Source organism: Haladaptatus pallidirubidus (assembly GCF_020700235.1).
Lineage (GTDB): Archaea > Halobacteriota > Halobacteria > Halobacteriales > Haladaptataceae > Haladaptatus > Haladaptatus pallidirubidus.
Genome location: NZ_CP085307.1, coordinates 420,114 through 434,325 on the forward strand (window position 1 = coordinate 420,114; position 14,212 = coordinate 434,325).

10 protein-coding genes are annotated in these 14,212 nt (G+C 51.0%); 5 read left to right on the forward strand and 5 right to left on the reverse strand.

All coding sequences use genetic code 11. The features are described from left to right. Positions 1-2,042 precede the first annotated feature (2,042 nt). Positions 2,043-3,314, forward strand: coding sequence for an AI-2E family transporter (locus tag LIX15_RS31715; protein WP_227778809.1), 1,272 nt, complete (start codon positions 2,043-2,045; stop codon positions 3,312-3,314). Positions 3,315-3,390: 76 nt separating this feature from the next. On the opposite strand, the gene LIX15_RS31720 is transcribed toward LIX15_RS31715, so the two are convergent. Continuing rightward, complete coding sequence (locus LIX15_RS31720; RefSeq protein WP_227778811.1) at positions 3,391-4,620, reverse strand: RNA-guided endonuclease InsQ/TnpB family protein; 1,230 nt, start codon at positions 4,618-4,620, stop codon at positions 3,391-3,393. Beyond that, complete coding sequence (gene tnpA / locus LIX15_RS31725) at positions 4,620-5,012, reverse strand: IS200/IS605 family transposase (protein ID WP_227778813.1); 393 nt, start codon at positions 5,010-5,012, stop codon at positions 4,620-4,622. Before tnpA ends, LIX15_RS31720 begins: the two co-directional genes overlap by 1 nt. A 1,301-nt stretch (positions 5,013-6,313) precedes the next feature. Between tnpA and tbsP the strand changes: the two genes are divergently transcribed. Next, positions 6,314-7,120, forward strand: coding sequence for a transcriptional regulator TbsP (gene tbsP / locus LIX15_RS31730; RefSeq protein WP_227778814.1), 807 nt, complete (start codon positions 6,314-6,316; stop codon positions 7,118-7,120). A gap of 389 nt (positions 7,121-7,509) precedes the next feature. On the opposite strand, the gene LIX15_RS31735 is transcribed toward tbsP, so the two are convergent. Next, positions 7,510-7,956: a universal stress protein gene (locus tag LIX15_RS31735; protein WP_227778816.1), complete on the reverse strand. Its 447-nt coding sequence runs from the start codon at positions 7,954-7,956 to the stop codon at positions 7,510-7,512. A gap of 168 nt (positions 7,957-8,124) precedes the next feature. Between LIX15_RS31735 and LIX15_RS31740 the strand changes: the two genes are divergently transcribed. The 3 genes from LIX15_RS31740 to LIX15_RS31750 all read left to right on the forward strand — a co-directional run bounded on the left by LIX15_RS31740 (position 8,125) and on the right by LIX15_RS31750 (position 11,769). Then, positions 8,125-9,519 carry a GntP family permease gene (locus LIX15_RS31740; RefSeq protein WP_227778818.1) on the forward strand — a complete coding sequence of 465 codons (1,395 nt, stop codon included), beginning with the start codon at positions 8,125-8,127 and terminating at the stop codon, positions 9,517-9,519. Between the two features lie 455 nt (positions 9,520-9,974). Next, positions 9,975-10,406 (forward strand): TIGR03668 family PPOX class F420-dependent oxidoreductase, encoded by a 432-nt coding sequence (locus LIX15_RS31745; protein WP_227778820.1) that lies wholly within the window; start codon positions 9,975-9,977, stop codon positions 10,404-10,406. 214 nt (positions 10,407-10,620) lie between these two features. Continuing rightward, a complete protein-coding gene (locus LIX15_RS31750; RefSeq protein WP_227778822.1) occupies positions 10,621-11,769 on the forward strand; it encodes a M20 family metallopeptidase in 1,149 nt (382 codons plus the stop codon). An 88-nt stretch (positions 11,770-11,857) separates the two neighbouring features. Here LIX15_RS31750 and LIX15_RS31755 read toward each other — a convergent pair whose 3' ends face one another. Both LIX15_RS31755 and LIX15_RS31760 read right to left on the reverse strand, forming a co-directional pair. Then, the gene (locus tag LIX15_RS31755; protein ID WP_227778823.1) at positions 11,858-13,039 is read right to left on the reverse strand and encodes a pyridoxal phosphate-dependent aminotransferase; all 1,182 of its coding nucleotides are present in this window, start codon (positions 13,037-13,039) and stop codon (positions 11,858-11,860) included. Positions 13,040-13,041: 2 nt separating this feature from the next. Continuing rightward, positions 13,042-14,208, reverse strand: coding sequence for a mandelate racemase/muconate lactonizing enzyme family protein (locus tag LIX15_RS31760; protein ID WP_227778825.1), 1,167 nt, complete (start codon positions 14,206-14,208; stop codon positions 13,042-13,044). Positions 14,209-14,212 lie beyond the last annotated feature (4 nt).

The window sequence follows — 14,212 nt, forward strand, 5'->3', positions numbered from 1 at the left end:
AACGACGGTTTTGTGATCTGTGTACTGTTTGCAGTCGTGACTGCCAGCCCACTCTTTGTCTGGAACTTCCTCGCGGCCATATCTACCGTCTCTCCCTCCCTTTTCCGGTCTTTAATAGGGTATGGAATGCAGCTATAGGAGCAGGGATTGTCCTTGGGGCGTTTGGATTTGTCCTGGGGAGTGGGTTTCGACGTCTGGCTGATCGCGTGAGCACTTGAGACGGCATGGTGGACCACCATCACTCCTGAAAACTTCATATTGTTGGACTTTTCCGATCAGGCCCTGACTCCCGATTACGCCTGCACCCCGAGCTGCACATCGATCGATTCGGGGTTCCAGGGGGAGTTCACTTCCGCTTATGAGGTTAGTAGCAAATTTCGAAATTTCGTCGAACGGTTGATAGTACACGAACGAAATCACGGGATTACGACGGGACGTCACTCAATATCTTTTCAGCCCATTCCCTGACAACCGTCACTACGTCCTCAATACTGCGGTCTGTTGTGTCGACCACGGTAAAGTCGTGATTTGGGCTCCGTTCACGGAACCACCGATTATGCTCAACGTGCGCGTCAATCCAATCCAGATTCTCTCGCCACTGGGGCCGTTCACACAATCGCTCTGCAAGTACGTCGCCATCACAGACGAGAATACAGCGTTCGATGGAGGGGAAATAACAAGTTTCAGAGTTATCAACTACTTTCTCAGGGCGACCGATTCTCGACCCAGCGAGCAATGCTGATCGTCCAAACTGATGATTATACGCACAGATTCGAAGCCATGCTTCACAATATGTCGTCCAGTCCATGTCAACAATATCACCAACAAGGTCCGATTCGAGAACCACGGCAGGAACTGACCCAGCTAGTTGCCGCGCTGTCATCGTCTTCCCAGCACCTGGTGCACCCCTAGCGATAGCAACGGAAGATAGGAAAACAGATATGTTGAGCCACAGGTTGGACAAATAGCGCTAGCTGTACCATTTTCTGTTTGTTTGTTCGTGATGCGTTTCTTGACTGCTTCGTTTCCACAATATGGATAAATCGTAGTCATCGTGATACTAATTTCTCTCGTTCGATCAGGGACAGCGTTCATGATGAAAATGATTCGTAGATAGCATGCCGTTGACCTTCATGTGCGACCGCGCAGTTGATTGGGAGGTTAATTGTCATGTTTTTCGAAAGCTCACAGCTATCTCAAACCTCATTCGGAGCGAATCGGCGGCCATCTCACGTGGGGAGTTAGTCGCAGCTTGATCGAACCAGTTCTCGAAGTTGAGCATCGAGTGGAGGTTCGAGAACAGTGCATAGCACTCATGGTTTTTGTGGAACTGTTCGATGATCGAGAGGAGCCCACTTCGCGGTAGCCATTGAGCATCGCTGATCGAATCGTCATCTGATGATTCGGAGTTTCTGGATTGAGTGTCCAGTAGTCACCTCCTAAGTTCTGTTCGACGAACACAAGGTCATAGACCGGGGTCGCAGCGAGACCAAGCCCCCAGTCGAGCAATCCAGTCACGGCGCTCGTTTCTGGGTCGACTAGGACTATATCTAGCGACTGATCGATACGATCGATAACCGGCTTGAACTCACCAGATAGGCTCTCAATATGTTCTTCAAGGGCAGGTCGAACCGTTGAAAAGAGATCCTTAAATTGGGTTGTCTCCAGAATGGAGTTTATGCGATCAACCTCAGCTGTAAGATAATCAATCCAGGACTGTTTGGGATCCTTTCACCAGGATATTGAGTCGATAGCTACTTCTCTCCTGTTTTCCACACCGTTCTCGAGTGATATTTACTTTTACTTTCTTTCTTAGATGCATCGAGCAAAATCGCCGTTTTGAACTCATTATAGAGTGCTGATAGCCGCGACATCCATCTACTGGTTTTCTAACTTGCCAAGCGGAAACCGACGCACGGTGCACGGCTGATCGTGTCACAGTATGCCTCGTTTCACTATGGTGAACGATCGCTTTTCTATTGACCTCATCACGCAATGTGCCAGTCGTTGTACTTACGATGTTGCCTCGCTAAGTTTGATGAGTGGAACACGACAACACTCAAAACCGGGAAAGGATCGCCTGGTGGTTGATCTTTAGCATCCTCGGCGTACTTTTCGTCTACATCCTCTACACGTACGTGGGTACGATCATTCTCGGATTATTTGTTTACTATGCAACGCGGCCCGTGTACCGGCAGCTAACACATCGTGTGGGATCTCCAACGCTCGCAGCCGGGCTTTCTCTCGGTATGCTGGCGTTCCCAGGATTACTTCTGATCGCGTATACTGTACTCGTGAGTATTCACCAGGTGAATGAACTCTTTGGGTCAAATTTGGATCAATATCAATTACTTCTTGGGCCATATCTGCAGCGTGTTATTGGGACACAGGATCCACAGGTAGTATTGCAGCAGTGGCTTTCAAATCCCCAGCAACTTACGCAGTATCTCAGTCCACAGACAATGAGTAAGATACTCACATCAGCAGGTGGATATCTGAGTGCAATTGTCGTCGGTCTTTTACACGTCTTCATTGCACTCGCGATTGCGTTCTATCTTCTTCGAGACGATCAGAAGCTTGCGAATTGGTTCACATCACAAATTAGCAATTCAGACAGTGCAACACACGCCTTCTTAGAGGCAGTTGATACTGATCTTCAGACGATCTACTTCGGCAATATTTTGAATGCCTTTGTGGTAGCTATCATTGCTTCGATCACGTATATGGCCCTCAATGTGGTTGCTCCTCCTGGGCTTGCTATTCCAGCAGCGGTTATGTTCGGGCTATTGACGGGGCTTGCAAGTCTAGTTCCAGTGGTTGGAATGAAACTCATCTACGTTCCAGTCGGGCTTTATCTAGCAGGCATTGCATTGGTGTCAGAACCACTCTATATTTGGTTCCCCGTGGCTTTTCTACTCATTACAGCCACGATCGTTGATGGGCTCACCGAAATAATATTGCGGCCGTACATCTCCGGTCGGAATCTCCACGTTGGCCTCGTGCTATTCGCATATATCTTTGGTCCGTTACTATTCGGTTGGTATGGACTGTTCCTTGGGCCGCTTCTACTCGTACTGTTCGTCCATAGTACCCGCATCATTTTATCGGAATTAATACACGGACACGAATTGACGCCACAAGCAACTGCAACCGATCCAATTCCAAATCCAAATGAAAACTGGTATGCAACGACGAACGGAGATGGATCTGAACAGCGAGACTTAAAATCCCCTACAGAAACTTCAGCAGCTGACCAAGCGTCTCCCGCTGAAAATGCAAAACAACAAGACGAAAGCATAGACGACTCGCAATAAAAATCCGTGACATCCTCTCCGTCGTAAACGGCGGGGCTTCCCCTTCAAGAGGAATACCAGACTGGCTGGTAAGGTTTTAAGACTCATACGCGCCAAGCGTCATCTGCGTAGGTGCGCTCCGCTTGGGTGGTCTTACGGCGGTGTCACAACCGCTCCCATCCCGTGGCGAGTCATCGTCACACGTTTTCCAAGTGCAACTCTCTCCCCACGGGTCAACCCGTTGAGCAATGCTTGCGGCGGCACTGATATCCGCCTGAAACGTCGAAACGTGACACTCCTCGTTCGTACATCGGAACTCCGCTTGCGAACCGCGTTTTCCGATGTGGCCACATTCGTGACACGTTTGACTTGTGTAGGCGGAATTGACGTATTCGACCGGGATACCAGCGTCACGGGCTTTGTCTTCAATGCGGCCCTGCAATCGTGCAAACGCCCACGCGTGAAGACGCCGATTCATGTACTTGCCGTAATCTAACCGCTCGCGGATGTACGTCAAGTCCTCCATCACGATTATCGGATTCTCGAAACCAGTAGCGTACTCCACTACTTCGCGGCTGGCTTTCTCCACGATGTCCGTGAGTGCGTTCTGGTAGTAGCCGAACCGTTCGTCAATTCGCCACTCTGCATTGCGTTTCTGTAGTCGCTGAAGCGTGGTGGACATCTCCTTGCGGAGGTGTTTCGCACGTTTGCCACTCCAAAGAATGGGTCTTGTCGGCGTACCGCGCTTGAGGGCACAGCCCGTAATTAGCGCAGTCTCACCGATATCAAGCCCGATTGGTGTGGTGTCTCCGTCCGTCGATGGTTCGTCAATCGAGTACTCGACGGTGACGTGAAGTACCCAATTTTTCCGATGTTTCTGTAGCCGTATCTCACCTGCTTTTGCGTCTTCGTTCAGCAAGTCGAACCACAGCGATTTCTGCTCGGGATTAATCCGAAGTGGAATCCAGAAGTTCGTACCACGCCCCGGTCGCGGTGCCCACCACGTAAATTTGTATTCACGTTCGTCCGAGTGGTCGAACTTCGCGGCTTGGTTCGTGAGTCGAAGCGGATGCTCATTGTCAATTTCATGAGCGTTGTACGTTTTGCGGAGCTTCGGGACGTAGCTACACAGCGCGGCTTTAGCTTGATACGGTAAGTCGTAGGGCGTCACAACGTCACTGACGCCACCCATCGTATCCGCGCCTGAATCGAACGCTTCGTCCAACGCCTCGCGGTACGTTTCGAGCGTATCCTGTAGCTTCTCCTCCTTGTGAGTGGTCGGTGGGGCAAATGTCGCTTGGAGCGTTTTGGTTGCTGTCTCCGACATCACTGATTCTCCACGTAGTCCATAAGAACGTCAATGCTCACTTGCCCAGTACTTGCGAGGAAATACCCCGGTTGCCAGAACGAATCCTTGAGCGATTGTTTGACTTCGGGGTATTCGCTACGGATTTTCCGTGACGTGACGCCTTTCATCGAATTTATGAACTTCGTCATATCGGTGGTTGGCTTCGCAGTGAACAAGATGTGGATGTGGTCGCTTCCACCGTTCACGTTCTGGATTTCAACGCCAAAGTCGCCTGCGAGGTCATTCACTACCTCTCCAATACGTTCGCTGATTTCATCAGAGAGTACGTCTGCGCGATACTTTGTAACGGTCACAAAGTGATATTGGAGCGCATAGACGGTGTGCGACCCGGTTTGCAGGTTGTACTTCATTTGGCCTCACCGATATCTACTCGGCCAAATATATTAAAGCTTACTCCGTGGGGTATTCGGTATGCTGTAGTCGTGGTTTGTGGAATGGAGCTTACGCGATTCACGCCCGCCGTAAACGGCGGGATTCTCTCGCTGATTAAAGATAGGGTCATAGACGAGCGATGAACAAGAATGACGTATTGATACCCAAACGCGGCCGCGATACCACCCTAATAGTAGGTCAGTGCTGAAGTGGTGTCCAAGAGTATTGACGCCACAGTGGTGAATCGTTCACAATTGGTAAGGGAAAACACGAACGGGGGTGGAATCGAACCACCGGGGCCACTAAGTGGCCGCCATCGGTGCATGCGAGAACCTCCGCATGACGATGGTGCTTTTACCAACAAGCTACCCGTTCCTCGCTTCCGGAAACCCCCTCCAGAGAGCGGTACGGTCGTGCCGGGAAACGACACGACCAGGTAAACGACTTGGCGTGAGATACGGTTCGTTGGGCAGAAGCGCCGCGGTTAGGGTCGATGGGAATCGGCACCCCTGCGACGCTTGCAAATTATCCAATGAGCTATTCGAATATTGTTATGCGCCCCGTTATGTTAGAGTATTTGAATATTACGCAACGGAAGTTCGACAGCGTGTTCGATGGACCGTGGCTTGGTACAGGTGACAGTGCTCCACCTTGGAATCATCTTGCGATCTTGGCGGGGAATAGACACCTGGCGAACGCTTGGGTTCTCGTGGCTCTCGGTGGTGACTTCGACCATTTTACACGCCCGAGGAAACCGTTTTTGTCACCATGTCCTATGTGAGATACAGTATTATCGTTTTGAACTTGCAGAATTACACATAGGAGTCGGGTTTAAAGAGAAGGCTAAGATACTATGTGCTATGACCGAGAGTAAGCGTGATGATCGGGGGTGATTTGCGGAAAAAGCAAGTGGCGATGATATTCTCGCAGTAATACGAGAGTCTGAATTTCCGGCCAATACCGCTCGCTGGGTCGTAGACTCCTTCAAGTTAAAGCGCCGACCGGTTAAACAACAAGAAGAGGGGAGCTGACAACGGCCCAGCAAACCGCTGACGAGATTACGGTAGAGCTACAGCCATGAGAGAATGCCAACAATAAATGTTGAAAATATACCATGTTCGGCAAACAATCGTTACCTCTGCAGCAATTCAAAACGCTACGAGGGAAAATCTCATAGAGCTCCCTACCCGAGCTAAGCTGTTCATTCGCTAGTTTAAGCTCTCACTTGCCAATTAGTAATGGGATTAGAACAAAAATGTCCGTTTCCCCATATGTGAGTATGTCCTCAGAAGCTAGCGTCCTTGATCAGGAATTCGCCGAGATGACCCGCTCACTCTTCGAAGATGCAGACACAATCCTTGTGGTGAACCCTGCATCGGATGTATTTCGAACAGTGATTCTGACGGCAACCGAGTTTGACGATGAACTCCCTGACCTCCAGGTACTTGCGACCCCCGATTTGTTGAAAGCAGCTGTCGAAGATTTCATCCTGGCGAGTCAAATCGCAGATTTGATCGATCAAGGAACTCTTTCACTTCGGACGACGACTGATATTGCACGGAGTTCACTTCTCATCAGTGACGAGCAAGTTGTCTCAGTAGTAACATTAGATGATGAATTGACCGGACTCCATTCCACGGATGAGGCGTTCGTCGAGAACGTGCGAACTACATTTATGGACGAGTGGGAAACGGGTGACGAATTCACTGTACGAATGCCACCGCTATCGCGTGTACAAGAAACACTCAGCGATGAATTTGGGGATGATGTCAAAGACGACTTTATGATGATGCTCGAATCGGTTGAGACGGTACCAGGTGAAGACGATGACCTTGATGTAGTAACAATCGCGTTGTTGGTCGCGGCGAACAACAATGAGTTGCTCTATGACATCAGTAAATGGGGCGAGGACACGGGAGTCGCAAGCAAAGCAACATTTTCCCGGACAAAAACACGACTCGAGGATCGTGACCTGATCGACACAGAGAAAGTCCCAATTGATGTTGGACGTCCTCGACTCCGGTTGGTTTTAATGGCCGATAATCTCGAGGATGTCGATAGTCTTGCCGACCAAGTGACTGCGTGAAATCCTCCCCGTCGTAAACAGCAGGGCTTCCCTTTCAAGGGGATTCCAGCAGTAGTACCTGTCTACGATTGGTGTGATTCGAAATGACAAATATCCGCTGAGTAATAAGTATTGATAACATAGGACCAAGTTAGTCAGCATTCAAAATTCGACTGTTTCTGCTATTTCAGTTACTCCTGTGGGGAGCCATTCTCCTACTCACATGGATGGTCGCAAGTATCGTGATGTGAGTCGACTCAGCGTTCTCCTCATCCTGGCAGACGTCCACTAGAAAATATCTACGAGTGAATTTTGCTTCGCTCTGCAATCAATCAACCTAACATCTGTATTGCAGAGAACGTTGATCAATCTCGAAACTGTACGAAGCGTGAAAGTAGGCTATTTACGCGTTAATCAGTAACCACGGTAACGGGCCCATCAAAATCAAGGATAACCCTCTGGGTTGCATCGCCAAATAGGGCTTTTCCGGTTGGTGAGCGCTGGCGGCCTGCAAGAAAGATGTGGTCACAATCGTACTCCTCTGCAGCGTCGAGGATTTTTGTAGCCTTATTCCCAAGATATCCTCTCACTTCATATTCGACGTCACGATCTGTGAGGAGTTCACTACCCATATCACTTGCAAATTGCTCCGCTCCCTCCTGAGCATCGTCAGCGGTATAGTTTGCAGAGCTACTCATGAGCGATTCCATAGCTTCACGACGAGCACTATACTCCTTCCCAGTGGTTACATGTGTGAGGAGTAGAGTAGCGTCTAGAGATTCTGCAATAATACCTGCTTCAGTTACAAGCTCCTTTGCCGCGTCCGTTGGTTCAATCACGGCGAGTGCATGTTCCATATATCATTGGTATCATCGGGAATAATAAAATTAGTGTATGTTCCATATATAACAGTTTAAACTACATTAAAGTACAGTATATATGGCTAATTTTGGATGTATTTACTGAATTCCCTCAGTAAAAGGAAAAGGTTTTCAATATACAATAAGGATCACGCCGTGTAACACATGGCAATTGAATTTGCACACAGTCCACTCCTGACGTTCGCCGTCGGACTGATCTTAGTCATCCTCCTATTGGTTGTCTGGGATCTCCCGGCGTTTATCGGGTTAGCAATCGCTGCGTTCGGAGTCGGGCTCCTCAATGCAGTATTTGTTGCGGACTTCACTTTTGGTGACGCTGCAACAAAGACAGCCACTGCATTTGGAGATGGAATGGCGGGAATCGGTATTCCGATTCTGATGGCCGCTGTTATCGGAAAGTCGATGCTGGAAAGTGGATCTGCTCAGCGCATTGTCCGTACATTCCAATCAGCAGTTGGCAAAGACAATTCTGACATTGCACTATGGAGTAGTAGTACTGTTCTTGCAATTCCGGTGTTCTTCGACAGTGTGTTTTACCTTCTGGCGCCACTTGCGCGCTCGATGCGTGCTCGGAGAGGGAAGAACTACGCGTTGTATCTCGTCGTTGTTGGTGCTGGTGCTGCGACAGCCCACGTCTTCATTCCACCAACACCTGGACCGTTAGCCGTCGCGAGCGAGATTGGTGTCAACCTTGGAATGACCATGCTCGTCGGCGTTATGGTGGCGCTTCCGGCGGCTATCATGGGTGGTCTTGTCTACGGGCGCTGGATCAATAGCCGAATCACTATCCCGCTGCGCGATGCGATGGGGACAACGACGAGTGAACTCGAAGAACGTGCGAATCGCGATACGAAGATGCTTCCGGGAGTGCTTGAATCAGCTGCTCCGATCATTCTCGCGATCGTGCTGGTCAGTTCATACACTGTTGTTGACACCTTCCAATCAACGGCTCCAGCACTTTCGAGTTTGCAGCCGGTAGTCGCATTCATCGGAGACAAAAATGTTGCATTGACCATTGCAGCAATCGCAGCTGCGCTTACCTACCTCCGATGGTCCGACCTCTCGCGTTCACTCTGGGAGGAAGAGCTCACCGAAGCGCTGAAAAGTGGTGGAAACATTGCCGCAATTACTGCGATGGGTGGGGCGTTCGGCGCCTTGCTCGCTGCCTCCGGAATCGGTTCTTACATCGCGAGCAGTCTCGAGGGAATTGGGATTGGCTTGTTGATGACAGCTTGGCTCATCGCCGCTATTGTCCGCATTGCACAGGGGTCGGCGACAGCTGCCATGCTTACCACGGCAGGAATTATGGCTCCACTGACGGGACAGCTCACTGTCCACCCAGCATATCTAGTGATGGCGATCGGTGCTGGTGGAAACATTTGTTCCTGGTACAACGATTCTGGGTTTTGGTTAGTCAAAGAAATTGGAGGACTTACACAAGCGGAAACGTTGAAGACGTGGACTGCACTCACAACGGTCATTTCCGTGACTGGTATCATTGCTGTGCTCGTCTTTTCGAGTGTTCTCCCGCTGGCCTGAGCGGTATTCTTTTACATCCATGTAATAGACGAGATTACGATCTCGCTCACCAGGGATGGCTACGACTCGCAGGGCTGGGAACAATGCAGCGAAACCGTTCGCCACGAATTGATTAACGCATGGCAGTCCCACGAGTTCGGCGATGCGAACTACGGCGAGCGCTCCAGCGTTGAACCGACACCCTCGACACAACGCGGCACTGCGAGCGGTTCAAATCGACGAACTGGTGGCTCGTCTGCGAAGATTGTAGTAGTCGAATTCTACGCTATCAGTGCTCGAAGACAGTCTGTAACCTCGAACAACACAACTCTGGCGAGCGCAATGGCCACTTCGCGTCGAGAATAGGAACTAGCGATGTGTTTCCCAGAGAAAAGCGTCTAAACCAGTTGTTGCAGGAAGGTACCACATCATTACACCGACAGCACTCTCTTGTTGCCCGCAGCCGTAAATTTCGTATGTTCGACAAGGAACAGCGCGACTATATCACCCACGCACGGATTGGGCGATTGGCAACGGCCGACAGCGACGGCCGACCACATTCAGTACCTGTTTGTTTTGCCCTGCTGGACGAGACAATTGTCACACCTATTGATGAGAAGCCAAAGAAGCGCTCGGCAGTAACACTGCAACGCAGCCGAGATATCAATGAAAACCCCCGCGTGAATCTTCTCATCGATCATTATACCGAAGATTGGTCGAAACTCGGTTGGGTTCAAATCCGTGGTACTGCGACCCACCTTCTCCCGAGCGAATCAGACCATGCTCCGGCGGTTACCTCATTACGGCAGAAGTATGCGCAGTATGCGACTCATGCGTTAGAAGAGCGCCCAATCATCCGTATAACGCCTGGCAGTGTCCTCACGTGGGGGAACCTCACCACCCTATGATGGGCTACAAACCCACTTCAGAAGCGACCAAACAGTGAAGGATCCGAATTCTATCGAGAATCACTAATAGTAATCAGTCGAAATGCAAAGGGATGACCGAAGTGCCACATAATGCCGATTCTATTTCTTTTGTTGCTTTACGCAGTCTACACAGACCAGTAGCCGTCGACGAAAGGGTGCAATACGATCAACGCGCGAGACCATAACCCAACCAATGAATGAGAAAATCATCGAACTCACGAGCGATCTGATTAGACAAGAGAGCGAGAATCCCCCGGGCAACGAGCACGGTGTCGGCGATTATCTAAAAACACGTCTACAATCGTCTCCAGTACCATTCGATATTGAGTTCTACGAGGTCGCCCCCAGGCGACCAAACGTCGTCGCTCGTGTGGGAAATCCCACAAACGGTTCCGTTCTCTTGGCCGGACATACCGACGTCGTTCCAGCACATGCGGCCGACTGGAGCGCTAATCCATATGAGCCCATAGTCCGTGATGGGCGTCTCGTCGGCCGCGGCGCCGCTGATATGAAAGGAGCGCTCGCAGCGAAGATACTCGCAACCGAAGCGTACTACGAAACGACTGACGATCCGGGTCAAGTGATAATCGCGTTTGTCGTTGACGAAGAAACAAACGGAGCGGGAATGCAAACACTCGTTAATCGAGGTATCGATGCTGATGCTGCCATCATCGGCGAACCAACGAACCTTCAGATCTGTACTGCGCAAAAAGGGGTTGCTCGCTACAACCTAACGGTGCGTGGCGAAAGCGGTCACTCCGGTCGTCCAGACGATGCGATTAACGCTATTACAGGTCTGAACCATGTGTTAGATCGTATTGAGACGTTAGATGATCGCCTTCGTGGAGAAGAGCATCATCCATCATTGGCTCCAGAGACTATAACGGTCACCGAAATTGAGGGCGGTATCGCTCCGAATGTAGTTCCAGACATGGCGACTGCGACGGTTGACTGGCGATTCCATCCCGGAAAGACTGATCCGAACCGCTTCGACCACCGCCTCCAGGAACTTCTCGATGGAGTTATTTTCGATAACAAGCCAGTGTCTGTCCAGGTTGATCGCACTGTCTTTGCCCGTGCGGCCGAAATCTCTCCAGATCATCCGCTCGTCGATGCGCTGCGCCGCGCAGCGCAAACAGACGGTGTCTCTGCTGACGCAGTTGGATTTAACGCGGCGACCGATGCCCGTTTTCTCATCCACGACGCGGGAATACCAACTGTCTTATTCGGACCCGGCAGCATCGAACACGACGCCCATACTGTCGATGAGTCGGTTCAGATCGCGGATCTCACAGCGACTGCCGAAACATACCGGGGAGCACTCACTCAGCTCCTTTCCTGACCATCTGTTCGAACCCACTTTGATAACGAGATGATTGTTTCTCTCCTCAATTCGATCACGATTAACAACTGGTCAAATTCGTTCACCATCACCGATTATCGGCCGCGAATGCTTCGATACGATCCAGCCCTTCTTCGATTCGAGACAAGTTGTTCGCGAAGCTCAACCGCAGTTGTCCCTCACCAGCTCCCCCGAACCCTGACCCTGGTGCAGTGACCACCCCGTAGTCCTCAAGGATTTGTTTCGCCATTGAGAGACTCGATTCGCCGAAATCGCCTACGTCAATGAATACATAGAAGGCACCTTCAGGTGGTGGACATGAAACCCCGTCAATATCCGCTATACGATCGACTACAGAGTCACGCCGCTCTTCGAATGCCAGTTGCATTGCTTCTACCTCGTCCATCGGACCGGTGAGTGCCGCAATCGCGGCGTGTTGGGAGATGGTTGACGTGCAGGCAGTCGTGCTCTCTCGCAGTATGGTTGCTGCAGAAACCACATCTTCGGGACCCAACAGCCATCCAACACGCCAACCGGTCATTGCAAACGTTTTCGAGCAAGATTCGACAGTCAGAACGTGATCCGGAGAATCAACATAGCCCGCGATCCCTGTCTGGTACTCACCATACAGTAATCGGCTGTACACTTCATCGGCAATTACATACGCATCTCGTTCTGCTGCGGCATCGGCTACCGTTCGAACGGCGTCTGGATCGAACACCCGGCCCGTGGGATTCGATGGTGTCGCTAACATCACCGCTGCGGTCCGATCAGTCATCGAATCAATTACGCGTTCGGGATCGAGTGTAAATCCATCATCGGGATCGAGTGCCACTTCAATCGGCGTTGCACCGGCCAGAATTGCTTGTGTTCGGTGATTTGGCCATGAGGGTGTCGGAAGGAGAACTTCATCTCCCGGATTGACCGTCACGAGCATCGCAAGCGCGAGTGCTTCCATCCCGCCGGTTGTAACGAGGACCTCCGTGGTTGGGTCAACCGTGAAGCCGTGGGTCGAATCGGTCGTTTGGGCGATTGCTTTGCGTAGCTCTGGGAGTCCAGCATTCGAGGTATAATGAGTCGCACCAGCGGTCGCTGCGTCAAAGGCTGCCTGAGTAATGTGGGAAGGAGTATCGAAGTCTGGTTCGCCAATTTCGAGGTGAACGAGATCGTCACGACCGGCCGCCTCTGCTCGTTTGGCGAGATCGAACATCTGCCGAATCGGTGATTGTTCGACTGCGGACATACGGTCGGCCAATCGATTTCCTGTCATGCTTATTGCCTCCCAATGACTGTGCAATCGGTCCGTAGTTCATCAAGTTTGTCGCGATCGATTTCAATCCCGAGTCCAGGGCCCTCAACGCTGATTTCCGGAACCGTAAAATCGAGGTCAGTTACGTTTGCTGTCGTCATGAACGGTCCGACCATTTCGTTCCAAATAACGTTCTCAAAGGCGAGACAAAAGTGTACTCCGGCAGCAGTACCGACACCTCCTTCGACCATCGACCCGAGCTGGGTAGGTCGGTTATCGGCTTCTGCGACGGTATTCAGCCTAATTGCTTCTCCTATGCCGCCAGTCTTCATCAACTTGATATTGTAGATGTCCCCAGCACCACGGTTCACGAGATCGAGACAGTCGCTCGCAGTTTTGACGGACTCATCTGGCATTACTGGGATATCGACACGATTACGGAGTGTGACGAGGTCTTCGACGTTCTCCTTGGCAACTGGTTGCTCAATCACGTCGAGATAGTCTGAGATTCCCTGAAGTGCTCGGAGCGCCGTTTTTGCATCACCCCACCCCTGGTTGGCGTCCGCTTTGAGACTCACAGATTCCGGCACTGCTGTGGCAATTTTCTCTACCCGTTTGACATCAGTTTCCGGCTTGTCGCCTACCTTGATTTTTATCTGCTTGTATCCAGCTTCGACAGCATCGACCGCATCCTCTGCCATCTCGCCTGGATCTTTTATCGACAGTACCTTGGGCACGTTAATCACCGATTCCGTGGCATTCCCACCGAGCAACCGGTACAACGGCATTTCGGCAGCTTTCCCCCGGATGTCTTGGAGTGCAAGTTCGATCCCGGCATGAGCTGTTCGCGAGCCGTCAACGAGGGCCTCCATATCACCCACGATCCGTTCAATGTCGAGTGGGTTCGTATCGAGAACGAGCGGTGCCAGGATATCCTCGATCACAGCTGCGGTCGATCGTTGGGTTTCACCAGTCACCTCATAGGCGGGCGCTGCCTCACCCAGCCCAGTAATTCCCACGTCGGTTTCAACCTCAACGAGTACACGCTCTAGTTCGGGAATCGGATTAAGCGCGGTCACAAACGGCTCTTCGAGGGGGATATTATACTGATGGATAGTTACTCGTTCGATGCGCATAGGTACCATTACTCTATACGAGAGGATCCTTGAAAACTCGTGCGCCAGAATCACCCGA

Excerpts from the sequence above, each read along its gene's own strand:
- LIX15_RS31740 (WP_227778818.1), top strand. The coding sequence starts at position 8,125 with ATGGCAATTGAATTTGCACACAGTCCACTCCTGACGTTCGCCGTCGGA.
- LIX15_RS31735 (WP_227778816.1), bottom strand. The coding sequence starts at position 7,956 with ATGGAACATGCACTCGCCGTGATTGAACCAACGGACGCGGCAAAGGAG.
- LIX15_RS31750 (WP_227778822.1), top strand. The coding sequence starts at position 10,621 with ATGAATGAGAAAATCATCGAACTCACGAGCGATCTGATTAGACAAGAG.
- tbsP (WP_227778814.1), top strand. The coding sequence starts at position 6,314 with ATGTCCTCAGAAGCTAGCGTCCTTGATCAGGAATTCGCCGAGATGACC.
- tnpA (WP_227778813.1), bottom strand. The coding sequence starts at position 5,012 with ATGAAGTACAACCTGCAAACCGGGTCGCACACCGTCTATGCGCTCCAA.
- LIX15_RS31720 (WP_227778811.1), bottom strand. The coding sequence starts at position 4,620 with ATGTCGGAGACAGCAACCAAAACGCTCCAAGCGACATTTGCCCCACCG.
- LIX15_RS31755 (WP_227778823.1), bottom strand. The coding sequence starts at position 13,039 with ATGACAGGAAATCGATTGGCCGACCGTATGTCCGCAGTCGAACAATCA.
- LIX15_RS31745 (WP_227778820.1), top strand. The coding sequence starts at position 9,975 with ATGTTCGACAAGGAACAGCGCGACTATATCACCCACGCACGGATTGGG.